The sequence below is a fragment of the Clostridium sp. J1101437_171009_A5 genome (assembly GCF_015547905.1).
Lineage (GTDB): Bacteria > Bacillota > Clostridia > Oscillospirales > Oscillospiraceae > Pseudoflavonifractor_A > Pseudoflavonifractor_A gallinarum.
The window spans coordinates 38235-63598 of the sequence record NZ_JADMVY010000008.1; the positions used below are offsets into that span (position 1 = coordinate 38235).

Genomic DNA, 25364 nt, shown 5'->3' on the forward strand with positions numbered 1-25364 from the left:
TCTTGGTTTTGCAATCCTTTTATGTCAAAATTGCATTTTTGGCAGAAGAGACAGGATTCCGTGCCCGAAGGAAGAAACCCTTGGGAAAAACCACCAGAGTCTTCCGGCGGTGGGGACGGCCTTGCCGCTGTCCGATGATTTGTGGTAAACTAAAAGATATTGCCCGGGGAGAGGAGTGATCGGCATGGAACTGACCCTGGGCTCCGGCGTGCGGGAGCTGCCCGGGATCGGGGAGGCGCGGGCTGCCCGGCTGGAGAAGCTGGGCCTGGCCACGGTGGAGGATCTGCTGCGCTATTTCCCCCGGGACTATGAGGACCGGCGGAAGCACTATACCATCGCGGCGGCCCCGGTGGGGATCCCCGTGTGCGTGGCCGCCATGGTGGCCGAGCCGCCCCGCCGCTCCTACGTCCGCAAGGGGCTGGAGCTGACCAAGGTGCGGGTGGTGGACGCCCATGGCTCCATGGAGATCACCTTCTTCAACCAGGGCTATGTGAAAAACGCCCTGGTCCCCGGGGAGAGCTATATCTTCTACGGTATGGTGGAGGGCCTGCCTCCCCGCCGGAGGATGACCAACCCGGTCTTTGAGCCGGAGGACCGCCCCCGCTTCACCGGGCGGATCATGCCCATCTACCCCCTGACGGCGGGGATCTCCAACAACCTGCTCTCGGGGCTCACCCTCCGGTGCGCCCAGGACTGCGCCCAGGAGATGCCCGAGATCCTCCCCTTCCGGGTGCGGCAGGAGCACGCCCTGGCCGCCTGCGGCTATTCCTACCAGAACATCCACTTTCCAGTCTCCGAGGAGGCACTGGATCTGGCCCGGAGGCGGCTCATCTTTGAGGAGCTCTTCTACCTCTCCTGCGGTCTGGCCTTTCTCCGCTCCCGGCGGGAGGGGGCGTCCGGCCCCGCCTTCCGGCGGGAGAGCTTGGAGCCCTTTTTTGCGCTCCTTCCCTTCGCCCTCACCCAGGCCCAGCAGCGGGCCATCCGGGAGGCGGCGGAGGACTGCGCCTCGGGCCGCCCCATGAACCGGCTGGTCCAGGGCGATGTGGGTTCGGGCAAGACCATGGTGGCGGCGGCCTGCTGCTTCCTGGCCTGGAAGTCCGGGTGGCAGGCCGCCCTGATGGCCCCCACCGAGATTTTGGCCGAGCAGCACTTCCGCACCCTGTCGGGGGTGCTCGCCCCGGCGGGTCTGCGGGTGGGACTCCTCACCGGCTCCATGCGCGCCAGTGAGAAGAAGAAGGTCCGCGCCGCCCTGGCCGCCGGGGAGATCGACCTGCTGGTGGGCACCCACGCCATCCTCTCCGCGGGGGTGGACTTTGCCCGGCTGGGCCTGGTGATCACCGACGAGCAGCACCGCTTCGGCGTGGGGCAGCGCTCCGCCCTGGCGGCCAAGGGGGGCGGGCTCTCCCCCCATGTGCTGGTCATGTCGGCCACCCCCATCCCCCGCACCCTGGCCCTCATCATCTATGGGGATTTGGATGTGAGCGTCATCGACGAGCTCCCCCCGGGGCGCACCCCGGTGGAGACCTTCCTGGTGGGGGAGGACAAGCGGGCGCGTATGTATCAGTTCGTCCGGCGGCAGGTGGCCGAGGGGCGGCAGGTCTACATCGTCTGTCCCGCGGTGGAGGAGGCCCAGCCCTCCCCCGAGGGGGTGGAGCCGCCCCCCGGCTTTGCCGACCTGAAGGCGGTCACTGCCTACGCCAAGGACCTCCAGGAGGGGGTCTTTCCCGACCTGCGGGTGGGCTTTGTCCACGGCAGGCTCAAGCCCAGGGAGAAGGAGGCCGCCATGGCCGCCTTTGCGGGGGGCGCGCTGGATGTGCTGGTCTCCACCACCGTCATCGAGGTGGGGGTGGACGTGCCCAACGCCTCCCTCATCATCGTGGAGAACGCCGACCGGTTCGGCCTCTCCCAGCTCCACCAGCTCCGGGGCCGGGTAGGCCGGGGAAAGCACCAGTCCTACTGCGTGCTCATCACCTCCAACCGGAACCAGGAGACCCGTGCCCGGCTCAAAGTCCTCACCCAGACCACCGACGGTTTCCGCATCTCGGAGGAGGACCTGAAGCTCCGGGGGCCCGGTGACTTCTTCGGCAAGCGGCAGCACGGCCTGCCCCAGATGCGCATCGCCGACCTGGCCGGGGATACCCGCCTGCTCAAGGAGGCCCAGGAGGCCGCCCAGGCCCTGCTGGCCGAGGACCCCACCCTGGACCGGCCGGAGCACCAGCCCCTGAAGGAGCAGATCCGGCGGCTCTTCACCGAGCACGCCGACATCTTTAATTGATGGACCGAACAACAAATTCAAATCACGATCACACAGGAGGAAATCCATATGTTTGAGATCCGCGCCATGACCGCCGCTGACCACGATGTGGTCATGCCCATGGTCCAGGCCTTTTACCAGAGTCCCGCCGTGGACCACGACACCGACCCCGCCGTCCTGGAGCGCACCTTCCGGGACGCGGTGGACCCGGCTGAGCCTCTCCTCCGGGGTATGCTCCTGGTGGAGGACGGGCAGGCCGTGGGCTATGCCTACCTCACCGAGTGCTACTCCGGCGAGGTGGGAGGCCGCTGCGTCTTTTTTGAGGAGATGTACTTCACCCCCGCCTGCCGGGGCAAGGGCTACGGCACCGCCGTGTTCCGCTGGGTGAAGGAGCAGTACCCCAACTACCCCCGCATCCGTCTGGAGGTCACCGACGTGAACGAGGGGGCCATCCGGCTCTACCAGCGGCTGGGATTCCAGTTCCTGGACTACCGCCAGATGGTGCTGGAGGGCGACCTCCAGGCCTAAGCCAATTGTGAGAAAAGGAGAATCATTGTATGGATCGAATGGAAGCCTGCCGCGCGCTGCGGGGCGATACCAACGTACACTATAACTGCGCCCAGGCGGTGCTCCTGCCCTTTGCAGATCAGTGCGGCCTGGATGAGAAGGCCGCCTTCCAGCTGGGGGCCCACTTCGGTGCCGGGATGCGCCACGGTTCCACCTGCGGGGCCGTGACCGGCGCGCTCATGGTGCTGGGTATGGCCGGAAAGGGAGAGGCCGAGAGCCGGGAGCTGCTGCGCCGCTTCCGGGAGAAGAACCAGGTGCTGGACTGCGCGGGGCTCCTTCAGCGGGCCAAGGAGAACGGCGAGGAGCGCAAGCCCCACTGCGACCGGATGGTCTACGACGCGGTGGAGATCCTCCAGGACCTGCTGGAAGAGTAAATATCCCGCCTGCGCCATCAGGACGCATCATAGGGAGGAGGTCCCGTCATGGAAACGATTTTGAATTTTCTGCCCCTGACCGGGGAGGAGCGCGCGGCCTTTGCAGCGGCCGCGCCCGGCGTAGAACAGATATTCCGCCCGGTGGCGGCCACCCGCTTTTCCCCCGAGGCCCCCGAGGAGGAGTATGCCCGGGCCACCGTCATTCTGGGCTGTGCCCCCACGGACCGGGTGGCAAAGGCCGGACAGCTCCGCTGGCTCCAGACCTGGAGCGCCGGGGTGGACCCCTATCTGAAGGAGGGGGTGCTGCGGGAGGGGGCCATGCTCACCTCCGCCGTGGGGGCCTACGGGCAGGCGGTGTCCGAGCATATGTTCGCCACCCTTCTGGCCCTGTGCAAGCGCCTGCACCAGTACCGGGACGCCCAGAACCGGCACTGCTGGGCCCCGCTGGGAGAGGTCAAGACCCTGGCGGGATCCACCGTACTGGTGGCGGGCACCGGGGACATCGGCTCCGCCTTTGCCCGGCTGGTCAAGGGGATGGGGGCACATACCGTGGGCCTGCGCCGCTCCCCCGAGCGGGGGGCGGAGGGCATCGACGAGATGCACCCCCTGTCCGCGCTGGACGAGTGGCTGCCCAAGGCGGACGTGGTGGCCCTGGTCCTCCCCCACAGCCCGGAGACCGACCGGCTCATGGACCGGGCCCGCATCGGGCGGATGAAGGAGGACGCCATCCTCCTCAACGCCGGACGGGGGAGCGCCGTGGACTGCGACGCCCTGGCCCAGGCCCTGGAGGAGGGACACCTCTGGGGGGCCGGCCTGGATGTGACTTCCCCGGAGCCCCTGCCCGAGGACCATCCCCTGTGGCGGGCCGAGCACTGCCTCATCACCCCCCACGTGGCGGGGGGCGATCACCTTCCCGCCATCCGGGACCGGCTGGTGGAAATTGCGCTGGACAACCTGCGCCGCTATCTGGCCGGAGAACCGCTCCGCAACCGGATGAAATAAAAATACCGCCCGTCTCCTCCTGTGCAGCAGGAGACGGGCAGTTAGCGTGTCGAAAAACTTCGACACGCTTCTCAAAAATGCAAGCATTTTTTCGAGGGGATACAGGCCGCTGCGCGCACTCGCTTTCGCTCGCACACTTGTGGCCTGAGAAGTGTGTTTTCCGACGTACATGCCGCCGGAAAACACGATTTGACCCTCTTCCGCCGTCTGCGGACGGCGGAACTCTGCGAGGCGCTTGCAGCACAAAGCGCAGAAATACACGTTATCGACAGCCAGACCGCTCGTCTCTTCACAACAGGAGACGGGCGGTGTTTTTTCTTTTTATCCACATCAGGAGGGCGTGGTGTGGACCGCGGGCTGGGCGTCCAGTCCGGCGATATGGACCCACTTTCCGCTGTGCCAGCGGTGGGTGCACAGGATGCCCCGGAGGATCAGGTCCACGCTCATGGCGATCCACACGCCGGCCAGGCCCAGCTTGCCGTAGATCACCAGAATGGGGGCCAGGACGATGCGCACGCCCCACATGCAGATGAGCCCCACCACCATGGGATAGCGCACATCGTGGGCGCCCCGCAGGTTGCTGGAGAGCACGATGGACAGGGCAAAGAAGGGCTCGGCGAAGCAGACGATGCGCAGCATCAGGGCGGACTGCTCCACCACCTGGGGATCGGAGTTGAAGAGGGAGGCCAGGGCCGGGGCGAAGAGGAAGAGCAGGACGGCCAGGCCGGTGCAGAGCATCAGGGCCACCTTGGCTGAGAGGGAGCCGTAGGCCCGGGCGTTCTCCGCCGAGCGGGCCCCCACCGACTGGCCCACCAGGGCCACACTGGCGTAGGAGATACCGTAGGCCGGGAGATAGCACAGGCCCTCGGCGGTGGTGGCGATCTGGTTGGCCGCCAGGGCCACCGTGCCGATGGAGGCCACCAGGGCGGTCATGACGATCTGGCCCAGGTTGATGGTGGCACGCTCCAGGGCGGAGGGGAGGCCCAGGTGGAGGGCCATCTGGATGATGCTGCTGTCGGGCCGGAAGCCCTCCCGGAACCGGACCTGGAAGCGGGGGCCCTGGCGGATGCCCACGTAGAGCAGCATGGACCCGGCAAAGGCCCAGGCCACCGCCGAGGCAATGGCCGCTCCGGCCACCCCCAGTCCCGCACCGGGGACCGTGAGGGAGAATCCGCCCACGGTGACGGTGCGCGTCTCATAGATGAGGAAGAAGTTGAGAATCAGGTTGATGAGGTTGGCCGAGAAGTTGAAGATCAGCGGGGTCTTGGTGTTGCCCATGCAGCGCAGGATGGCCGAGAAAATGGCACTGGCCGCGGCGAAGGGCATACAGAGGGTGTACCAGCGCAGATAGGCGGTGGCGGTGGGACGGACAGAGGGCTCCGCGCCCAGCCAGACCGGAATGAAGGGGGCCAGCAGCTGGAAGAGAAGCAGGGCGGCCATACCACATACCACCGTGGCCAGGATGCCCTGCCGGATGATGCGCCGGGCCCGCGCGTCGTCCTCCGCGCCGATGGCGTTGGAGACCTGCACCGAATAGCCCACCCCGATCCCGGCCAGAATGCCGTTGATGAGCCAGATGGAGGAGGCGTTCACCGAGACCGAGGCGGTGGCCGCCGCGCCCAGCACGCCCACCATGGCGGTGTCCACATAGCTGACCATGGTGGCCAGCACCTGCTCGATGATGGCAGGCCAGGAGAGATGCCACATGACCTTCATACGCGGGTTGGAGCCGAAACGACTCAGGGCCATAAATTCACTCCTAACAGTTGAAAATAAAGTCGAATATACGAAACGTTTTCGGGAATTGCGGGAAAATCAGAGGGCAGGCTTCTCCACCCCGGTGAGATCGAAGGAGGGGATGAAGGTACTGGCGGCCGAGGAGTCCTCCTGGGTAAAGCCCGAAAGGCCCAGGGCATCCATGTACTGCCGGGCGCTGCGGGCCTCAGAGGGGCGCAGCTTCCGGTTGATCTCGGGGAACTCCGCCGCCCGGCCCCAGGGGATGTACTGACTCATGAGGGAGAAGAGGACCTGACCGGGTTCAAAGTGCTCGGCCACCCAGTCCATGACGGCCTTGGCCTCACTGAGCCGCCCCGGGAGGACCAGATGGCGGATGATGACCCCCCGCCGGAGCAGGCCCTCCTCGTCATAGACACAGGGGCCGGTCTGGCGGTACATCTCCAGAATGGCGGCACAGGCCACCTCCGGATAGTCGGGGGCGTCGGAGTAGCGCGCCGCCGTCTCGGGGCGGAGGTACTTGAGGTCGGGGAGGTAGATGTCCACCTTCCCCTCCAGGGCGCGGAGGGTCTCCGGCGCGTCATACCCCCCCGAGTTCCACACCACCGGCACGGGCAGGGGCTCCTCCAGGGCCTGGAGCACCGCGTGGGCAAAGTGGGTGGGATTCACCAGGTCGATGTTGTGGGCACCCTGGCCGATGAGCTGCTGAAAGATGGCGCGCAGCCGCTCCACCGAGATGGGGCGGCCGAAGTTCTCGTGGCTGATGGACTCGTTCTGGCAGAACACACACCCCAGCGGGCAGCCCGAGAAAAAGACGGTGCCCGCCCCACGGGTGCCCGAGAGGGGCGGCTCCTCCCACTGGTGGAGGGCGGCCCGGGCCACCACGGGAAGGGAGGGCATGCCGCAGCGTCCCTCCCCGCGGGTGTCGGTGCGCAGGGCGGCGCACTTCCGGGGACAGAGATTGCAGATCATGGCGCTCCTTCCTTTCTCATTCCTTCCAGACCTCCCGGCGCGCGGTGCGGCCCATCAGCCAGTCCACCGATACGCCGTAAAAATCCGCGATGTGGAGGAGGGTATCATATTTTGGCTTTCGGCCCAATTCCAGGTCCTGATACCCCCGCATGGAGAGGTGAACTTCCTCTGCCACTTCAGTCTGCGTCAGTCCCCGTTCCTGGCGGAGCTGACGAATCCGCTGTGAAAACATATGCGGCCTCCTTGACGCACAGTTAACTGTGTGTTAAAATCACAATACACAGTTGACTGTATATTGTGGAGGGATAAATATGTCGCTGATGATTAACTTACTCTACGACTATTTTGTGGGCTATCCCAAGCCGGAGCGCTGGCCGGAGGAGCTGCGGGACAACCCCGTGGCCGGACACAGCCGCTACGCCTTTGAAGAGGGATTCCGGCTGGGGGTACTCCTCATGCTGGAGAGCACCGCCGGGGAGTTACTTCGGCCCTAGATTGCCCTCTTTCCAGTGCTTGCGGCACAGGCCGATGTACCGGTCGTTGGCCCCCAGCACCACCTGTTCGCCCTCCTTGAGGACGTTGCCATGCTCGTCAAAGCGGGCGTTGCAGGTGGCCTTCTTGCCGCACCAGCAGATGGTCTTGATCTCCTCGATGATGTCGGCGCAGGAGAGCAGCTCCTGGGAGCCGGGGAAGAGGTCCCCCTTGAAGTCGGCCCGCAGGCCGTAGCAGATGACCGGGATGTTCTGCTCATCCACCAGGTCGGTGAGGTAGCGCACCTCCTCCCGGGTGAGGAACTGGGCCTCGTCTACAATGATACAGGCGTAGGCCTTGAGCTCCTCCGGGGTCTTTTTCATCAGGTCGGTAAAATAGATGCACGGATGGCTCAGTCCCGCCCGGGAGGCCACGAAGCGGGCCCCGTCCCGCTGGTCCAGCTCAGGCTTGACCAGGAGGGCGTCCTGCCCCCGCTCCTCGTAATTATAGCGCACCATCAGGGCGTTGGCGGTCTTGCTGGACCCCATCACGCCGTAGCGAAAATACAGCTTTGCCATGGTCGTTCCATTCCCCCGTTTTTCTCTGTATAGGTTCTGATATGGTCACATGAGTTTCTTGAGCGTGCTCAGGCTCTTGCCCTTGTGGGGCGGGTAGCGCACCGGAATGTCCAGTGAGAACTTGCGCAGGATGCCCTTCTCGTGGGAGAAGGTGCGGTAGCCCCACTCCCCGTGGCAGCGGCCCATGCCGCTCTCCCCGATGCCGCCGAAGGGCAGGTTTCCGTTGGCCAGGTGGACGATGGTATCGTTGACGCATCCGCCGCCGAAAGGAAGTAGGGCGCTGATGCGGTCCATCCGGTAGTGGTTGCGGGTGAAGAGGTACAGGGCCAGGGGCCGGGGCTTGCTCTGCAGGTGGAGGACGAGCTCGTCCAGATCCTCATAGGTGAGCACCGGCAGGATGGGGCCGAAGATCTCCTCCCCCATGACCGGCATGTCCTCGGTGACGTCCACCAGGACGGTGGGCTCGATGCGCCGGGAAGAGGCGTCCCAGGCGCCGCCGCAGGCGGTGGTTCCCGACTTCATCAGGCCCAGCAGACGCTCGAAGTGCTTGTCGTTGATGATGCGGGGAAGGTTGGGGCTCTCCAGGGGCCGCTCCCCGTAAAAGCGGGTGATACAGGTCTTGAGCTTCTCCACAAAAAAGTCCCTGGCCTCGGCGGGGACCCAAACATGGTCGGGGGCCACACAGGTCTGGCCCGCGTTGAGGAACTTGCCCCACACGATGCGCCGGGCCGCCAGGTCCAGATCGGCGTCGTGGGCCAGAATGACGGGGGACTTGCCCCCCAGCTCCAGGGCCACCGGGGTCAGATGCCGGGCGGCGGCGGCCATGACGGTGCGCCCCACCTCGGTGCTGCCGGTGAAGAAGATGAAGTCGAAGTGCTCCTCCAGCAGGGCGGCGTTCTCGGCCCGTCCGCCCTGGACGCAGGCCACATAGCGCTCCTCAAAGACCTCCCCCAGCAGGTCGGCCACCGCCTGGGAGGTGGCGGGGGCATAGGCCGAGGGCTTCACCACCGCGGTACACCCCGCCGCCAGAGCGGAGATGAGGGGAACCAGGGTGAGTTGGAGGGGGTAGTTCCAGGGCGAGAGGATGAGGGCCACCCCGAAGGGCTCCCGGTAGACCCGGCTGACGGCGGGAAACTGGGAGAGGGGGGTGGGTACCCGGCGGGGGCGGGCCCATTTCTCCAGGTGCTTCCAGGCGTCCCGGAGCTCGGAGCGGACGATGCCCAGCTCGGTCTCGTAGGCCTCAAAGCGGGACTTGCCCAGGTCCTGCTCCAGAGCGGAGAGGAGGGCATCCTCATGTTTCTCCAGGCCCCGTTTCAGGCGCAGGAGCATTTCCCGGCGGAAGGAGATGCTCCGGGTCAGGCCCTCGTTGAAGTAGCGCCGCTGGGCGGCGATTAAGGCGGTAAAATTCATAGTCGCTCCTTTGGTAGGTGGCATACCGCTCCCAAAATGGAACGGTGCGAAAGGTTATATATCACGTGTCTGCCATAGGATCAGGTCGATCTTTTTTACATTGCTAATCGGGCAATTTGGAAAGATTGACTCAAAGAGTTCCAGCTTTTCCTGCGCCGCCGGCGTTTCATACCAGGCACAGATTTTGGCGTACAGATCAACGCACCGCTGTATGCGTGTACTGGGAGGCAGGTAATAGCCGGGGGCTTTGAGACCGAGATTTGTAAGGACATACCGGTCCCATACAGGCAATTCCGGACGTACAGTGGCGACCAGTTTGCTGGCAAAGGAGGGGCAGACAGAGCCGGTCGTTTCAAAAAGATAGCGTATGACTGCTTCGAAGGTAAGAGCGGCATCCTGTTTGTGTAATTCAAGAAACTGAAAAAAAGAAGTGTAGAACAGAGCAGACCGCTGCCGAATTCGATAAAAGCCGTTGAAGCGTCTTTGAAAGTCGCGGTCCAAAGATACATCTGTCCTGTTTAGTGTGGACATAATATTGCAATATTTTTGCAGTCCAATTGCGACCTTATCCATCGATGTCTGCATGGAAGTGATTCACCGCCTTAAATGGAACGCAGCCGGGCGGATACGGTATCCGAGAAGGCCTGGAAGGCGTTGGGGATGGCATAGACCTCCTCCAGCTCCCGCCCGTCGGCCCAGACCCAGCCGTCGGGGAGGGTGTCGTCCGCCGTCTCGGCCAACAGGGCATGCATGTGCCACTCGATGTGGGAGAAGATGTGCTTTCCTGCGCCCCCCGCTTCCAGAGAGCGGGGGGTGACGCCCCAGGCCTCCAGCGCGGCGGGGCCGGCCTCCACCTCGTTGGGGTACTCCCAGAGTCCCGCCAGCAGGCCCCGTTTGGGGCGGCGGCGGAGGGCCACCCTGCCGCCGTGGAAGAGGAGAAACACGGTCCGTTTCTCCACCCGGCGGGCCTTCTTGGGGGCCTTGACCGGGAGCTCGCCGGTGAGCCCCTCCTGATAGGCAGTACAGAAGGAAGCGGCGGGGCACTGCTCGCACAGGGGCGCGCCGTTGGGCAGGCACACCAGGGCGCCCAGCTCCATGAGGGCCTGGTTGTAGGCCCCCGGGAACTGTTTGGGCATGGTCTCCAGCAGGGCGGCGCGCATCCGGGCCTTGGTAGCGGCGTTCAGAATGTCCCCCCGGTCACCGGTAATCCGGGCCACCACACGCAGGACGTTGCCGTCCACCGCGGGGACCGGGATGCCGAAGGCGATGGAGGAAATGGCCCCTGCCGTATACTCCCCCACCCCGGCCAGGGAGAGGATCTCCTCGTAGGAGGCGGGAAAGACCCCGCCGAACTCCTCCATGATCTGCCGGGCGGCCTTCTGGAGGTTGCGGGCCCGGTTATAGTAGCCCAGCCCCTGCCAGAGCTTGAGAAGGGTATCCTCCTCCACGGCGGCCAGATGGGCCACGGTGGGGAGGGCGTCCAGAAAACGGTGGTAGTAGTCCAGCACCGCCGCCACCCGGGTCTGCTGGAGCATGATCTCCGAGATCCACACGTGGTAGGGGGTGGGGTCGCTGCGCCAGGGGAGCACCCGGGCGTGCTCCTGAAACCACTGGAGCAGAGGGATGGGAAGCTGTTCAAGTTGATTCACGATTGTCCTCCGGGGAAAGAGTTTGCCCCTTATTCTATCATACCCGCTCCGGGCCTTCAAGAGAGGGAGAGAGGGAAGAAATCTCCAGCAGGCGGAGCAGGTCCGGGGGCAGGGGGGCCGTCCGTTCCAGCACGTCCCCGGTGATGGGGTGGCGCAGGGAGAGAAGCCAGGAGTGGAGGGCGGGACGGGGGATGAGGTGGGGGTCCTCTCGCCCGTAGAGAAAGTCCCCCGTCAGCGGACAGCCCAGGTGGGCCATGTGGAGGCGGATCTGGTGGGTGCGCCCGGTCTCCAGCTCCAAGCGTACCAGGCTCCGACCCTCGCCCCGGGAGAGCACCTCATACCGGGTGCGGGCGGGGGCGCCGTCGGGGCGGACCTCCCGCCGGAGGAGGGAGTCCTCCGCCCGGCCGATGGGGGCATCCACCCGTTCCCGGTCGGATGGGGGGCACCCCTCGCACACGGCCAGGTAGACCCGGCGGAAGGCGGGAGTGTGGAGCTGCTCCTTGAGAAGCTCGTGGGCGTGGGCGTGCTTGGCCACGCACATGAGGCCAGAGGTCCCCCGGTCCAGCCGGTTGACCGGGCGAAACCGGGCGATCTGTCCTGACGTTTTGTAATAATAGGCCACAAAATTACCCAGCGTATGGTCAAAGTGGTCCGGACTGGGGTGGACCGCCACCCCGGGGGCCTTGTTGAGGAGGAGAATATCCGCATCCTCATAGCGGATGTCCAGAGGGCCGGGGGTGGGGACGAGGGTCTCATCCGCCTCGGTGTCCCCCACCAGGACGGAGAGCTGCTGCCCGGAGCGGGCCCGGACCGTGACAAAGACGGGCACGCCGTCCAGCTGGATGCCGCCGGGCACGCGCTTGGCCCGCTTCACCGAGGTGCCCGACAGGCCCAGAGTCCGCCGCAGCAGGGTGTCCACGGTGCTCCCCTCCTGGGCGGGGGAGACGGTGAGGGTGAGCCGCCGGGGAGAATGATCTTCCATGCCGATTCCTCCTGTGTGCAAAGGGCTCCCGGCCGAGCGGGAGCGGGTATATGAAGTATAGCAGGGGGGGCGGAAAAGTCAAGGCCGCCGCCCTGCCGGATACGGAAGAAGCTGGAAACGCTTTTCAACTGGGGAGAAAAAGGGTATAATAAAAAAATATAGAAAATAGAAAGACCCTGATCGGAAGGTGTACCTGTATGGCTGGAAAACTCGGAATCTATATCCACATCCCCTTCTGCCGCAGCAAATGTGACTACTGCGACTTTTACTCCCTGGCCGGACGGGAGGGGCGGATGGACGACTATCAGAAGGCGCTGATCGCCCACATCCGGGAGACGGCCCCTCTGGCCCGAGGCCATCAGGTCGATACCATCTATTTTGGCGGAGGCACCCCCAGCTACTACGGCGAGAAGCGCCTGCGGGAGCTGCTGGGCGAGGTCTGCCGCCGGTTTGACGTGGCCCGGGACGCCGAGGTCACCGTGGAGTGCAATCCCGACAGCGTGGAGAAGAAGATGCTCTGCCGCCTGCGCCGGGCGGGGGTCAACCGCATCTCCCTGGGGGTGCAGTCCTGCTGCGACCGGGACCTGGAGGGGCTCCACCGGCCCCACACCTTTGCCCAGGCCAAGGCCGCGGTCCAGGCCGCCCGGGAGGCCAAGATCAAAAATGTGAGCCTGGATTTCATCTACGGCCTGCCCCACCAGAGCATGGAGGCCTGGAAGGAGAGCGTGGAGAGCGCCCTGGCCCTGGAGCCGGAGCACCTCTCCTGCTACGGCCTGAAGGTGGAGGAGGGGACCCCCCTCTACACCCGGGTGGAGCGGGGGGAGATCCTCCCCGACGACGACATGCAGGCCGACATGTACCTGTGGATGGTGGAGCGGCTGGCCAAGGCCGGATACAAGCAGTATGAGATCTCCAATTTCGCCCGGCCCGGCTTCCAGTCCCGGCACAACCTGAAATACTGGATGGGACGGCCCTACATCGGCTTCGGGCCGGGGGCCCACTCCGACTTCGGAGGACGGCGCTACTCCTTCGTGCGGGACCTGGACGCCTATATCGAGGGGGTGCTCCACGGCGGGAACATCGTGGACGAGTCCGAGCTCATCCCCCAGCGGGAGCGGGGCGGGGAGTATCTGATGCTCCGCTTGCGCACCACCCGGGGCATCGAGGAGTGGGAGTACCGGCGGGAGTATTTTATGAACTTCGACCCCATCGAACAGAAGCTGGAGGAGTACGAGCGCCGGGGCTGGGCCGCCCGGCAGGACCGGCGGTGGTACTTTACGCCCCAGGGGTTCCTGGTGTCCAACCAGCTCATCGGCGCCCTGCTGGAGATCCAGGAGAAGGCGGCCCTGGACACCCTGCTTCCCCGCCTGCGCCGGAACGTCCGGGACACGGAACCGGGCCAATCCTGAGAAAATCGGGGAGAAAGACGGCTTTCGGTTTACAAATGAGCGGCGATGTGTTAACATAACAAAGTATTGGCGCGCCCGGAGCGGTTTGCCCGGGCGCCTTTTCCTGGCCGGAGGGGGCCTCTCCGGCCGGTGAGGAATCGGGATTGGACCGGCTGTGAACAGCCAAGGAGGTTTTTTGTACATGAGCATTTGGAGCAAGCGCGCCGCCGCCGCGGCCATGGCCCTGGTCATGGTGGGGAGTACCGCGGCCTCTGCGTCGGTGGCGCTGGGACATGACATCCACAGCGGCAGCGTGGGACTCTCCCCCGGGACGGGCGTGGACTTCCAGATCTTCTGGAGCGACACCTATTCCGACCTGCGCACCGAGAACTATCTGACCTATACCCCCAACGCCGACGTGCGGCCCACCATGGCCTACGGCAAGAGCATCACCAGCCGGGAGACCCTCACCACCATGGCCAAGACCCTGGAGAGTCAGGGCAAACGGGTGGTCGGCGGCATCAACGGGGGCTACTACTCCTTCTCCACCGGAGCGCCCGAGGGGGTCATCATCACCGATGGCATCCTGCGCTCCACCCCGTCGGCCGACAGCTCCCAGGGGGGCGGCTCCTGGTACTACGGCATCGGCTTCCGGGAGGACGGGACGGCCTTCATCGGCCAGCCCAAGATCGCCGTCCGGGCCAACTTCGGGGGCCAGACCTACAACATCGCCGGCGGCCTCAATAAGGTGCGCAGCGATACGGGCGGGTATGTGCTCCTCAACAGTGATTTCGGCAGCACCACCAACAACACCAGCGCGGGCGTGGACGTGATCCTCACCCCGGTGCTGGACGGAGTGGGCGAGACCGTCACCCGGGAGGACGGAGCGGTCCTCACCCGGCGGGAGGCCCCCGCGGTGATGAGCCGCATGACCTTCACCGTGGACCAGGTGCTGGAATCCAACTCTTCCATCGCCATCCCCAGCGGGAAATATGTCCTGACGGTCAACAATAAGAGCGGCGAGGCGGCCACCGCCCCCCTCAAGGCCCTCAAGGCCGGAGACACGGTGGAGGTGGACTTTGCCACCAGCGACACCCGCTGGACCGAGGCAGTGGCGGCCACCGGCGCCCCCAGCCGCCTGGTGAACGCCGGACAGGTGGACTACGCCAGCTTCATCAACGACCCCAACGCCAAGACCCGCCGGGCCCGCACCGCCATCGGTCTGAAGGCAGACGGCAGCGTCGTCTTCTACACCATTGACGGGGACCAGTCCGGGTACAGCGTGGGCGCGACGCTGGAGCAGGTGGCCATGCGCCTGATCGAGCTGGGCTGCGTGGAGGCAGTGGCTCTGGACGGCGGCGGCTCCACCACCCTGGGCGCCACCTATCCCGGCGAGAGCACCCTGGGCGTGGTGAACAAGCCCTCGGGCGGCTCCCAGCGGGCCAACAGCACCGCCATTTTCCTCACCACCACCCTGACGGCCACCGGAGTCCTGGGTTCCTACTATGTGACCCCCAGCGACGCTATGCTCCTGGCGGGCAGCAGCATCCAGCTCTCCGCCCAGGCCCTGGACACCGCCTACTACCCCATGAGCGACACCACACCGGTGAGCTATTTCATCCAGAATGGGGACGGACTGGTCACCACAGACGGCCTCTTTACCGCCGGCAGTGAGAGCGGCACCACCCAGGTCACCGCCAGCGGCGGCGGCGCGGAGGGAAGCGCCACCATGACGGTGGTCAAGACCCCCGACTCCATCTCCCTGCGGAATGAGAGCAGCGGAAAGTCTGTGACCTCCCTCAATGTGGCGCCCAGAGAGCAGGTCAACCTGAAGGCCGACGCGGTCTACCGGAAGCTCTCCCTGGTCTCCCAGGACAGCAGCTACACCTGGACCTGTGATCCGGCGGTGGGCACCGTGGACCCCAACGGCGTCTTTACCGCCGGGAGCGAGGGAGCCAGCGGCACCCTCACCGTGAGCGCCGGCGGGAAGAGCGTGAGCATCCCCGTCAGCGTGGCCGGACACATCCTGCCCCTGGAGAACTGTGAGGGCGACCTGTCCGCCTTTGTGAGCGGCGAGACCGTCACCGCCTCTCCCGAGACCGGACTGGAGCACGTGCGCTTTGGCCGCCAGAGCGTGCGTCTGGACTATGACGCCGCCCAGAACGGCACCGCCGCCCTGAGCGTGAACCTGCCCATCACCGACGGGGAGCGCAGACTGGACCTGTGGGTCTACGGCGACGGCTCGGGCAACAGCCTGACCGCCAGCGTGACCGTGGGCAGCGGCGAGGGAGCCGCGGTGGAGCCTGTGGTTCTCACCGGACTGGACTTCACCGGCTGGAAGAAGATCTCGGTGGAGCTGCCGCAGGGCGCTACCGCGCTGAGCGGACTGAACATCATCTACGGCGGCGGAGCGCAGAGCCAGGGCACCATCTGGGTGGACCAGCTGACCACCGCCAACCAGCAGATGGAGGACAACGCCGCACCCAATGTGACGGTAAAGGTCTCGGGCAGCCAGCTCACCGCCACCGTCACCGACGATGTGGATAAGACCATTTACGCCAAAAACGTGGAGGCCACCTATGACGGCACGCCCCTGGAGGTGACCTGGAACGAGAGCACCAACAGCGTGAGCGCCACCCTGCCCGCCTCGGATGGGAAGGCCCACCGGGTCACCGTGACCGCCAGCGACGCCAGCGGCAATCTGGCCCGGGCCTCGGCGGACATCGCCCCCGACGCAGCGCATGCCAATGTCTTTACCGATATGACGGGACACTGGGCGGCCAAGTACGCCACCTACCTCTATGATACCGGCGTGACCTCCGGCACCGGGGCGCCGGGCGAGCCCCTCACCTTTGCCCCCGACCGGAACATCACCCGGGGTGAGTTTTTCGCCCTGGTGGCCCGCTGGCTGGACCTGGATCTGGAGCAGTACGCCGATGTGGAGCTGCCCTTTGCCGACGCCGATCAGGCGCCCGCCTGGGCCCTGGGGGAGATCAAGGCCATGTACAGCCTGGGCATCCTCAGCGGCAGCGAGAGCGGCGGAAAGCTCTACCTGAACGCCAATGCCAACATCAGCCGTGTGGAGGTCATGACCATTCTGGGCCGGACTCAGGCCAAGGGATATGAGGCCCCCGCCCTCACCGCGGCCGACGCGGGAGACGTGCCCGCCTGGGCCCTGGACTATGTCCGCATCCTGGTGGGCCAGGGCGTGGTGTCGGGATACGGCAACAAGCTCAATCCCAACCAGTCCATCACTCGCGGCGAAGTGGCCACCATGCTCTATACCATGCGCTGAGCCCTCCCGACCGGGTGGGATCAGGCCGCCAACATGAGAAGCTGAAGCAAAACTGCCGCTCTCCGGAACACTCCGGGGAGCGGCAGTTTTTTCGTGTGGAGGGAGAATGTCTTACGTTTTCATAAAGAAAAGCGATGGATTCCCTTGGGTGTGTTGACGGAGCATGACCGGACCTGTTACAATCGGCCCTGCTGCGCGCTGCGGCGGGAAATGCGCTCTATCACATGCTGGGCGCTTCGAAGGGGCTGTATATATCCAATAACATTTTCTTCACACTGGCGCTGGGCGTTTTGATGCTGAACATCCTGGAGCAGGGGAGGAGCACCTCGCACCGGGGGAAAAAGGTCCTGTGTATCGGCGGTGTGGCCGCCGTCCTGGTCCTGGGGGCCGTTCTGGCAGAGGGAGGGATCATAGTCCTGCCCTTTATGCTCACGGCCTACGTCCTGCGGGACCGGGTCGCTCTGCGCAACGGGCTGTGGCTGGCCGGCTCGGCCGTGCTGCTGGCGCTGTCCTATGTGCCCTATCCGACCCGGTTTGAGACGCTGGTCATGCTGGGATATAATTCCGATTTTCTCTTTGTCCTGGCGATTCCCTTTCTGATGCTCTATAATGGGGAGCGTGGACCCAAAACAGCGGCGTCCAAATATCTGTTTTATGGATTCTACCCGCTGCATCTCTGGGTGATCGGCCTGCTGGCGCTGGCCGTGGCCTGAGTGCACGGAGCGGAGAAAAGGAGACGTGGGGTATGTATCGGCTCATCGCACTGGATATTGACGGGACCCTGATCGGTCCGGACGGCCGGGTGAGTCCCGCCAATCGGGGGGCTATCGCCCGGGCCCGGGCGGCGGGGATGAAGGTCGTGCTGTGCACCGGCCGCTCCTGGCAGGAGTCGGAGGATGTGGCCGACCAGGCCGGGTGCGACCGCGTGCTGGTCTGCCAGGGGGGCGCGGCCCTGGCCGATCTGGGTCTGCGGCGCAACACCCGCCGGTGGGACATGCCCCGGGAGACCGGATTGGCCCTGGTGGAGCGGCTGGAGCGGGAGGAGCTGGGCCTTATGCTCTTCGCTGGGGAGGAGCTGCTGGTCAATCCCAAGGGGGATGAGATTTTTCGCACCTATCCCAGCGCCGGGTTCCACCGGTGCAAGCGGGTGGAGGGAAGCCCCGGCGCTGTCCTGGAGCGGGAGGGGCTGCCCCTGAGCAAGATCTATGCCCAGGGTGCGCCGGAGACCTTCCCGCCCCTGCTGGCGGAGCTGGGAGAGTACGCCGATGTGGAGCTGACCTCCTCGGCACCCTATAATTTTGAGATCGTCCCCGCCGGTGTGGACAAGGGGACCGGCCTGGCTGCCCTGGCCGGAGGGCTGGGGATCGCGCTGGAGGAGTGCGCCGCCATCGGGGACAGTGACAACGACCGGGGCATGCTGACGGCGGTGGGAATGCCCATCGCCATGGGAAATGCCACCGAGGCCATCCGTGCCCTGGCGCGCCGGATCACCGCCAGCAACCGGGAGGACGGTGTGGCAAGGGCCATTGACCGCCTGCTGGAAGCAAATTGAGGAGAAAACAGAAAGGGCCCGGGACGGTTTTTCCGTCCCGGGCCGCTTGCTTACGGTGCTTCCACTTCCGGCGGAGCGTCGGCCGGGCGGAGGAACCGCCGGCAGAACTCCTCCGCAGGGAGGGGGTGGGAGAAGTAATATCCCTGTACCATGTCGCAGGGATAGTGCTTGAGAAATTCCAGCTGCTCCTGGGTGGAGATCCCCTCGGCCACTGTCTTGAGGCCAAGGCGGCGGGCCAGCTGAAGGACGGCCTCCACCACAATGGCGGTGCGGGGACATTCCGGCTGGGAACGCAGCCCGTCAAAGAGGGATTTGTCCAGCTTGATGGTGTCCACCTGGACCTGCTGGAGCATATAGAGGGTGGAGTAGCCGCTGCCGAAGTCGTCGATGGAGCACTGGAAGCCCATCTGATGCATGGCCTCCACCACCTCGGAGAAGAAGGTGGGATTCTCCCCCATCATGGTCTCGGTGAGCTCAAACTCCAACAGGGAGGGGGGCACGCCGTAGCGCTCCTGGATGGCCTGATAGGCGGCCAGGGTGCCCACGGCCAGGTTGGCACGGGAGAAGTTCACCGAGATGGGCACCGGCTCCAGCCCGGCGTCCAGCCACTGGCGCAGCTGGATACAGCTCTGCTCAAACATATACCGGTCCAGCCGGGTGATAAAACCGTTGCGCTCAAAGTACGGGATAAAGGAGTCCGGGCGGAAAAAGGCCTGCTCCCCGTCCTGCCAGCGGACCAGGGCCTCCGCCCCCACCACCCGGCGGCCGGCCAGGGAGAATTTGGGCTGGAGATAGATCTTGAAGTCGCCGTTCTCCAGCGCGCGCTCCATCTGATTGCAGATGTTCTGCTCCCGCAGGCGCTGCTCCTGGTCCTCCGGACGGTACCAGGCACAGGTGGAGAGCTTGTCTGTGGAGTGCTGCCGGGCCCGCTTCCGGGCCAGGTTGGCCTGGTCCAACAGATCGGAGAGGGGATGGGATGGATCGTTGACCAGACACAGGCCGATGGTGAGATGGAGATAGTAGGGGGTGGGGGTGTGCTCGTTGAAGCGGTTGACATGGCGGGCCATCTCCTCCAGCCGGGCCTCCAGCGCGGCGGGAAGGTCCGCGTGAAGGAGGAGAAGGAATTGATCCTGGGTGTCCCGGGCCACCAGCTCTCCGGGCTGGAGGCGGTCCTGGAAGGAGCGGCACAGGTGGGAGAGGACCCGGTCTCCCGCGCTCTCTCCAAAGATCCGGTTGACCAGACCAAAGGCCTGGATATCCGCGCTGACCAGGACATAGGAGGCGGGAGGGGCCTCCGGGAGGATCTTTTCCACCCGCATGGAGAAGCGCAGGGCATTGTCACCCCCGGTGACGGGATCGGAGAAGGCCAGCTGCTCCAACAGCTGGGTATGCCGCTGCTGCGCCCGGCGGAAAAAGTACAGGAACAGCAGGAAGGCCGCCCCCAGCAGGAAGCACAGAAGGATTCCCAGCAGCATGGCCTGGGAGAGGGAGCGGTTCATGCTCTCCAGCGGCGTACGCAGCAGCAAAAACCAGTTCCCGAACGGAAGGGGGAAGTAGGTGATGGCCGCCTCCTCCACCGTGTTGTGATAGTAAAAGATGCCCTGGCGGCCCTCAGAGAGGTCGGAGCGAAGCTGATCCAGAGAACAGTCCCGCTCGGGCACGGTGCGGGAGAGAAGGTCAAAGACATTTTCGCCCCACTGCTCCGAGAGAATGATGGAGCCGTCAGACTCTACAATGGTGATGCGGTCGGACTGGTTCTGGGGAAACCAGCGGGTCACAAACCGCTGGGTGTCCCGCCAGATGAGGGCGCCCAGAATGGAATTGTCGTGGCCTACGATGGGCACGGCGTACACCAGATACTCTGTTTGGTTTTCCAGAGAGAATTCCTGGCTGATCGCCAGTACTTCGGAGCCCTGGAGGGCCTGCTCCACAATGGAGTTTCCCGCCATGGAAAACGAATTGCCGTTGGTGAGGTAGAGCGTCCCGTCCGGCTCGGCCAGCGCCAGCTTATCCAGGGTCTGCCCACCGGCCAGATTGCGCAGGTGGGTCAGCCGATTCTCCCGATCGGGCAGGTTGGCGCAGGTCTCGGCCGCCAGATTCAGGTTATAAAAATCCTCTTCGACCCGGCTGGTCACCGTGAGAACGGCGTTCTTCGCATTTTCCAGGAGATACTGGTCGGTATCCGAGCGCATCAGGTGGAGTACACGCAGCGTATAGGCCGTAGCACATCCGATCACAGCCAGACAGACCAGCACCAGCGCGGCAGCGGTCCAGGTCCGGGATTTGTCGGAAATATCCTTCATATACAGCCTCCTGATCCATAGGATGAGGTGGTTTTTTTGCACCGCAAAGTGGTTACATATGCATTTTATTTTATCACAGGAAGATAGGCGGCCGCAACCGTGTATTTTCCGGTCGAAGGAGCGGCCTTTTGGACAAAATGACCCGGGCAGGTTGCTTTTTATATGGAGAGCGGATATAATTTGAAATAAGTGGAACTTTCCCTGCTGAAATGCGTCTGATGATTGGAAACATCCCAACGTCATTTTCCGGAGGTGTATGGAATGAAAGGAACAAGATGGCTCTCCGCAGCCCTGGCCCTGACCATGACGGTGAGTCTGAGCGCAGCGCCCGCGGCGGCGGCGACCTTTACCGATCTGAACGGCCACTGGGCCAAGGCCGATGTGGAATATCTCTCCTCCCTGGGGCTGGTCAGCGGATATAACGACGGGACCTTCAAGCCCGACGCCGCCATGAGTGCGGTGGAGGCCCTGCTCTTCTGTGCCCGGGTGACCGGCGTCGACAGCGCCACCAAGACCAAGATCGCCCAGGCCTGGGAGGATACCCTGAAGGAGATCGTGCCCGCCGATATGCTCACCTGGGCGGCCCCCGATCTGGCGGTGTGCCTGGAGACCGGGATCATCACGAGCGCCGAGCTCAAGGCCCTGGCCAACGGGAGCGGGCTGCTCAACGCCATCCACCGGGAGAAGGTGGCCCTCTATCTGGCCCGGGCCATGCAGATCGACGGCGCGGCCGAGAGCCTGACCGAGTACGAGCTGACCTTTGCCGACCAGGACAGTATCTCCCGGGACCTGCGGCCCTATGTGTATCTCCTCACCGACTACGGCATCCTCAAGGGGGACGAGCTCAACCGCTTTCTCCCCAAGAGCAGCGTGAACCGTGCCTCGATGACCTCTCTGATGCGCCGTGCCATGGACTTTATGAAGGAGAAGGGCATCACGGTGGAGCTGGCCGACTACACCACCTATGACTGGGTGGGCGGCACCATCACCTCCACCTCGGTGAGCAGCGGCGGGACCACCGTCCTCACCATCCAGAGCCCCCTGAGCGGCGCACGCACCCTCACCCTCCCCGCCGGGGTCACCATCTATGAGAACAATATGAAGTCCACCGGCGGCGCCCTGAAAAACGGCTCCTATGCCCGGGTGAAGCTCAACAGCAGCGGCACCCCCACCGCCGTTTGGGTCAGCGGCGCGCTGGAGACGCTGTCGGGCAGCGTGTCGGATATGGAGGGACATACCGTCACCGTGCAGACCGGCAGCGGCGTGCGCGACTTCCGGGCCGACCGCTTTACCGAAGTGCAGGTGGGCAACGCAACCGGCGGCGTGGAGCTGCTGGACGACGGGGCGGGCTATGCCCGGGCCGAGTGCATGGTGGATGCCCAGGGCCATCTGGCCGCCCTGCGCCTCACCGGCGGCACCCGGCAGGAGAATGGCCTGCTCTCCGAGGTGAAGAGCAACAGCGACGGGTCCTACACGGTGCAGGTCACCAGCATGAGCGGGGTGAAGACCCGCTATACCGTGCCCTCCGGAGCGGGTGTCACCATTAACGGCGCGGTGGGCAAGCTGAGCACCGGACATGTGGGAGACTATGTGACCCTGCGGGTCTCCAACGACGAGGTTTCCACCGTCTCCGCCCTGAATGTGGATACCGCCTCCGACTATGTACAGGGCTCCATCCGCAGCGTGAGCTACTCCCAGACCCCCGGCAAGCTCACCATCAACGAGTTCAAGAGCGGGAAGAGCGTGACCTACACGGTGGCCAGCGGCGCGGTCATCACCTATGACGGCAAGGCCACCACCCTCTCCAAGCTGGAGAAGAACGCCTACGTGACCCTGCGCCTCTCGGGCACCGAGGCCGCCGAGGTCCTGGCCTATCCCGGCTCCTCCACCGAGGAGGGCGTCATCACGTCCATCACCTACGGCTCCCCCATGGTGATGGAGGTCACCCGCGCGGACGGACAGGTACTCACCTTTGACATCGATCTGACCGATCCCCCGGAGGTCTACCGCAACGACGCGCGTAGCTCCATCGACCGGCTGAAAAACGGCGACTCGGTGGTGGTCACCGTGCGCTACCAGGAGGTCAGCTCCATCGACGCCACGCCCCAGAGCGCCAACGCCAGCGGCATCATCCAGAAGGTGACCATGGACACCAGCGGCACCCTCATCGAGGTGGCCCTCTCCGACGGGGGGACCGCCTCCTACCGGGTGAGCGCCGGCGTGTCGGTGACCCAGGACGGCAAGGCCGTGTCCATCGACTCCCTCAAGCCGGGCTATCAGATCGCCATGGTGCTGGACGGGGACCAGATCCTCTCCATCGAGGTGGACAAGAGCGCCGTCTCCTCCAACCAGATCGACGGCACCGTGCTCTATGTGAACACCTCCAGCGAGGAGATGCTCATTCAGCGGCGGGGCGAGGACCAGAGTGTCATCACCGTGGATGTCTCCGATGCCCAGCTCCTCTCCGTGACGGGGGGAGAGCTCTCCCTGCGGCAGTTCGAGACCAACCAGAACGTGACCATTTACGGCTCCTATGACGGCCTGACCTTCCGGGCCACGCTGGTCATCCGGACCTAAAACACAGCTTGCATGGCGGCCCGCGGGCTTACAGCCCCCGCGGGCCGCGTCTTTTCCCCAGGTGCGCCTTGACTTTTGGGGAAGAAGTGAATAAAATGAAGAGAACCGACACCAAACTGACAAAAAAGGATTGAGAAAAAATATGGCACAGGACAAAAAGCAGGTGGAGCAGATCACCGATATGGAGGTGGACTTCGCCAAGTGGTTCACCGACGTGTGCAAGAAGGCGGAGCTCATCGACTACTCCTCCATCAAGGGTATGTTCATCCTCCGGCCCTACGGTTACGCCATCTGGGAGAACTTTCAGAAGATCCTGGACGAGAAGTTCAAGGAGACCGGACATGAGAACGTGTATCTCCCCATGCTGATCCCCGAGAGCCTGCTCCAGAAGGAGAAGGACCACGTGGAGGGCTTTGCCCCTGAGTGCGCCTGGGTGACCTACGGCGGCTCGGAGAAGCTGGAGGAGCGCTACTGCATCCGGCCCACCTCGGAGACCCTGTTCTGCGAGCACTATGCCAACATCATCCACTCCCACCGGGACCTGCCCAAGCTCTACAACCAGTGGTGCTCCGTCCTGCGCTGGGAGAAGACCTCCCGCCCCTTCCTGCGCCACCGGGAGTTCCTGTGGCAGGAGGGCCACACCATGCACGCCACCGCCGAGGAGGCCATCGCCGAGACCGAGCGCATGTTCAACATCTACGCCGACTTCTGCGAGAACTACCTGGCCATGCCCGTGGTGAAGGGCCGCAAGACCGACAAGGAGAAGTTCTCCGGCGCTGAGGCCACCTACACCGTGGAGTGCATGATGCACGACAAGAAGGCCCTTCAGGCCGGTACCTCCCACTACTTCGGGGACGGCTTTGCCACCGCCTTTGACATCACCTTCACCGGCAAGGACAACAAGCCCCACCATCCCTTCCAGACCTCCTGGGGCGTGTCCACCCGCCTGATCGGCGGCGTCATCATGACCCACGGCGACAACAACGGTCTGGTCCTGCCCCCCCGCATCGCCCCCACCCAGGTCATCATCATCCCCGTGGCCCAGCACAAGGAGGGCGTTCTGGAGGCCAACGAGGCCGTCATGAACCGCCTGAAGGCCGCCGGCATCCGGGTGAAGATGGACGCCTCCGAGCAGTCCGCCGGCTGGAAGTTTGCCGAGTACGAGATGAAGGGCGTGCCCCTGCGCCTGGAGATGGGCCCCAAGGACATGGAGAAGAACCAGTGCGTGCTGGCCCGCCGGGACAACGGCGAGAAGAGCTTCGTTTCCCTGGACAACATCGAGGAGACCGTCAAGACCATGCTGGACGCGGTGCAGCAGGGCCTCTTCGACAAGGCCAAGAAGAACCTGGAGGACAACACCTACGCCTGCTCTTCCCTGGAGGAGGTCAAGGAGAAGATGGCCAGCCAGGGCGGCTTCGCCAAGACCATGTGGTGCGGCGATCTGGAGTGCGAGCTCAAGATGAAGGAAGAGGCCGGCGTCTCCTCCCGCTGCATCCCCCTGGAGCAGGAGCACCTGGGCGATGTGTGCCCCATCTGCGGCAAGCCCGCCAAGCACATGGTGTACTGGGGCGTGGCGTACTAAATACAAAACGGTAAGCGAGATATGGAACGAGGGCCGTCCCACCGGGACGGCCCTCGTTTGCTGTATGGAGAGCGGGGGTTCCTGTCAGCCAAAATCATGCCGGTCGCCGCCGTGACTGCCGATGGACTCCAGTGTGGTGACGATGGCCTCGATCCTGTGGAAGCAAGCCGGATCGGAGAGCGTATCGTCCCGAAGAATGGCGCGGATCTCCTCCAGGGCGCGGTAGCAGACCGATTCCACCAGCGTCTGTGCGTCCAGCTTCAGCTCGGGAAAGCGCACCTCGATTCGCTCTTGTGCCAGTGCGTGGATCAGGATCTCTTTGTATAAATCCAATGAAATCACCTCATGCTTAGAATATCTGGTTTTCAGATAAAAAGCAATATCTGAAAATCAGATATTCTAAGATGGCGTGGGTGATTTTATTATGAGAATAGAACCACTGCGCTATGAGCGCATCCGAAATCTGAGGATCGACCGGGATCTGACGCAGCAGGAGATTGCGCAGGTGCTCCACATCAAACAGAATACCTATTCCCAGTATGAGACGGGTACCCTGAACTATCCGCTGGAAGTGGTAGCTGCACTGGCTCAGTTTTACGGAACCAGCGTGGACTATCTCCTGGGGCTGACCGACGAGCAAAGGCCTTACCCCCGCCGGAAGAGCTAAGGAGAGA

Annotated in this window: 22 protein-coding genes; 12 read left to right on the plus strand and 10 right to left on the minus strand. The window is 64.3% G+C overall.

Translation table 11 applies throughout. The features are described from left to right. Window positions 1-184 precede the first annotated feature (184 nt). The 4 genes from recG to I2C21_RS11465 are packed head-to-tail and all read left to right on the plus strand — an operon-like array spanning window position 185 to window position 4197. Window positions 185-2275 carry an ATP-dependent DNA helicase RecG gene (gene recG, locus I2C21_RS11450; protein WP_195279339.1) on the plus strand — a complete coding sequence of 697 codons (2091 nt, stop codon included), beginning with the start codon at window positions 185-187 and terminating at the stop codon, window positions 2273-2275. A 48-nt stretch (window positions 2276-2323) separates the two neighbouring features. Further along, complete coding sequence (locus tag I2C21_RS11455; protein WP_101691631.1) at window positions 2324-2782, plus strand: GNAT family N-acetyltransferase; 459 nt, start codon at window positions 2324-2326, stop codon at window positions 2780-2782. A gap of 29 nt (window positions 2783-2811) precedes the next feature. Further along, window positions 2812-3195, plus strand: coding sequence for a C-GCAxxG-C-C family protein (locus tag I2C21_RS11460; protein WP_186963526.1), 384 nt, complete (start codon window positions 2812-2814; stop codon window positions 3193-3195). A gap of 48 nt (window positions 3196-3243) precedes the next feature. Further along, window positions 3244-4197: a D-2-hydroxyacid dehydrogenase gene (locus I2C21_RS11465; RefSeq protein WP_195279340.1), complete on the plus strand. Its 954-nt coding sequence runs from the start codon at window positions 3244-3246 to the stop codon at window positions 4195-4197. A 330-nt stretch (window positions 4198-4527) separates the two neighbouring features. On the opposite strand, the gene I2C21_RS11470 is transcribed toward I2C21_RS11465, so the two are convergent. The 3 genes from I2C21_RS11470 to I2C21_RS11480 form a co-directional block, all read right to left on the minus strand. Further along, on the minus strand, window positions 4528-5946 hold the full coding sequence (locus I2C21_RS11470) for an MATE family efflux transporter (RefSeq protein WP_195279341.1): 1419 nt from the start codon (window positions 5944-5946) through the stop codon (window positions 4528-4530). Between the two features lie 66 nt (window positions 5947-6012). Next, complete coding sequence (locus tag I2C21_RS11475; RefSeq protein ID WP_195279342.1) at window positions 6013-6903, minus strand: radical SAM protein; 891 nt, start codon at window positions 6901-6903, stop codon at window positions 6013-6015. A 16-nt stretch (window positions 6904-6919) separates the two neighbouring features. Continuing rightward, window positions 6920-7135 carry a helix-turn-helix domain-containing protein gene (locus I2C21_RS11480; RefSeq protein ID WP_195279343.1) on the minus strand — a complete coding sequence of 72 codons (216 nt, stop codon included), beginning with the start codon at window positions 7133-7135 and terminating at the stop codon, window positions 6920-6922. Window positions 7136-7214: 79 nt separating this feature from the next. Here I2C21_RS11480 and I2C21_RS11485 point away from each other — a divergent pair, with 79 nt between their 5' ends. Next, on the plus strand, window positions 7215-7397 hold the full coding sequence (locus I2C21_RS11485; RefSeq protein WP_101691637.1) for a hypothetical protein: 183 nt from the start codon (window positions 7215-7217) through the stop codon (window positions 7395-7397). Here I2C21_RS11485 and I2C21_RS11490 read toward each other — a convergent pair. Genes I2C21_RS11490 through I2C21_RS11510 form a run of 5 tightly spaced genes read right to left on the minus strand, consistent with a single transcriptional unit; the run spans window position 7383 to window position 11993 of the window. Further along, complete coding sequence (locus tag I2C21_RS11490; protein ID WP_101691638.1) at window positions 7383-7952, minus strand: thymidine kinase; 570 nt, start codon at window positions 7950-7952, stop codon at window positions 7383-7385. The two genes, I2C21_RS11485 and I2C21_RS11490, sit on opposite strands and share 15 nt — an antisense overlap. A 45-nt stretch (window positions 7953-7997) precedes the next feature. Next, window positions 7998-9362 (minus strand): aldehyde dehydrogenase, encoded by a 1365-nt coding sequence (locus tag I2C21_RS11495; RefSeq protein WP_195279344.1) that lies wholly within the window; start codon window positions 9360-9362, stop codon window positions 7998-8000. A gap of 54 nt (window positions 9363-9416) precedes the next feature. Continuing rightward, window positions 9417-9935, minus strand: coding sequence for a hypothetical protein (locus I2C21_RS11500; protein WP_207730628.1), 519 nt, complete (start codon window positions 9933-9935; stop codon window positions 9417-9419). Window positions 9936-9964: 29 nt separating this feature from the next. Beyond that, the gene (gene mutY, locus I2C21_RS11505) at window positions 9965-11011 is read right to left on the minus strand and encodes an A/G-specific adenine glycosylase (RefSeq protein WP_195279346.1); all 1047 of its coding nucleotides are present in this window, start codon (window positions 11009-11011) and stop codon (window positions 9965-9967) included. Between the two features lie 37 nt (window positions 11012-11048). Then, window positions 11049-11993 carry an RluA family pseudouridine synthase gene (locus I2C21_RS11510; protein WP_195279347.1) on the minus strand — a complete coding sequence of 315 codons (945 nt, stop codon included), beginning with the start codon at window positions 11991-11993 and terminating at the stop codon, window positions 11049-11051. 197 nt (window positions 11994-12190) lie between these two features. On the opposite strand from I2C21_RS11510, the gene hemW reads away from it, so the two are divergent. The 4 genes from hemW to I2C21_RS11530 all read left to right on the plus strand — a co-directional run bounded on the left by hemW (window position 12191) and on the right by I2C21_RS11530 (window position 18228). Continuing rightward, a complete protein-coding gene (hemW, locus tag I2C21_RS11515) occupies window positions 12191-13402 on the plus strand; it encodes a radical SAM family heme chaperone HemW (RefSeq protein WP_186963517.1) in 1212 nt (403 codons plus the stop codon). A gap of 181 nt (window positions 13403-13583) precedes the next feature. After that, window positions 13584-16676 (plus strand): phosphodiester glycosidase family protein, encoded by a 3093-nt coding sequence (locus I2C21_RS11520; protein ID WP_195279348.1) that lies wholly within the window; start codon window positions 13584-13586, stop codon window positions 16674-16676. 191 nt (window positions 16677-16867) lie between these two features. Next, window positions 16868-17389, plus strand: coding sequence for a TraX family protein (locus I2C21_RS11525; protein WP_502709458.1), 522 nt, complete (start codon window positions 16868-16870; stop codon window positions 17387-17389). A gap of 32 nt (window positions 17390-17421) precedes the next feature. Further along, window positions 17422-18228 (plus strand): Cof-type HAD-IIB family hydrolase, encoded by an 807-nt coding sequence (locus I2C21_RS11530; protein ID WP_195279350.1) that lies wholly within the window; start codon window positions 17422-17424, stop codon window positions 18226-18228. A gap of 50 nt (window positions 18229-18278) precedes the next feature. Here the strand turns inward: I2C21_RS11530 and I2C21_RS11535 are convergent, their stop codons facing one another. Next, a complete protein-coding gene (locus I2C21_RS11535) occupies window positions 18279-20531 on the minus strand; it encodes a bifunctional diguanylate cyclase/phosphodiesterase (RefSeq protein WP_195279351.1) in 2253 nt (750 codons plus the stop codon). Window positions 20532-20792: 261 nt separating this feature from the next. Between I2C21_RS11535 and I2C21_RS11540 the strand changes: the two genes are divergently transcribed. Together I2C21_RS11540 and proS are read left to right on the plus strand one after the other, a co-directional pair. Continuing rightward, entirely contained in the window at window positions 20793-23108 is a 2316-nt protein-coding gene (locus I2C21_RS11540; protein ID WP_195279352.1) for an S-layer homology domain-containing protein, read from the plus strand. A gap of 142 nt (window positions 23109-23250) precedes the next feature. Next, window positions 23251-24690 carry a proline--tRNA ligase gene (gene proS / locus I2C21_RS11545; protein ID WP_101691649.1) on the plus strand — a complete coding sequence of 480 codons (1440 nt, stop codon included), beginning with the start codon at window positions 23251-23253 and terminating at the stop codon, window positions 24688-24690. An 84-nt stretch (window positions 24691-24774) separates the two neighbouring features. Here proS and I2C21_RS11550 read toward each other — a convergent pair whose 3' ends face one another. Further along, entirely contained in the window at window positions 24775-25023 is a 249-nt protein-coding gene (locus I2C21_RS11550) for a hypothetical protein (protein ID WP_101691650.1), read from the minus strand. Between the two features lie 91 nt (window positions 25024-25114). Here I2C21_RS11550 and I2C21_RS11555 point away from each other — a divergent pair, with 91 nt between their 5' ends. Further along, window positions 25115-25357 carry a helix-turn-helix domain-containing protein gene (locus I2C21_RS11555; protein WP_195279353.1) on the plus strand — a complete coding sequence of 81 codons (243 nt, stop codon included), beginning with the start codon at window positions 25115-25117 and terminating at the stop codon, window positions 25355-25357. The last annotated feature ends 7 nt before the right edge of the window (window positions 25358-25364 follow it).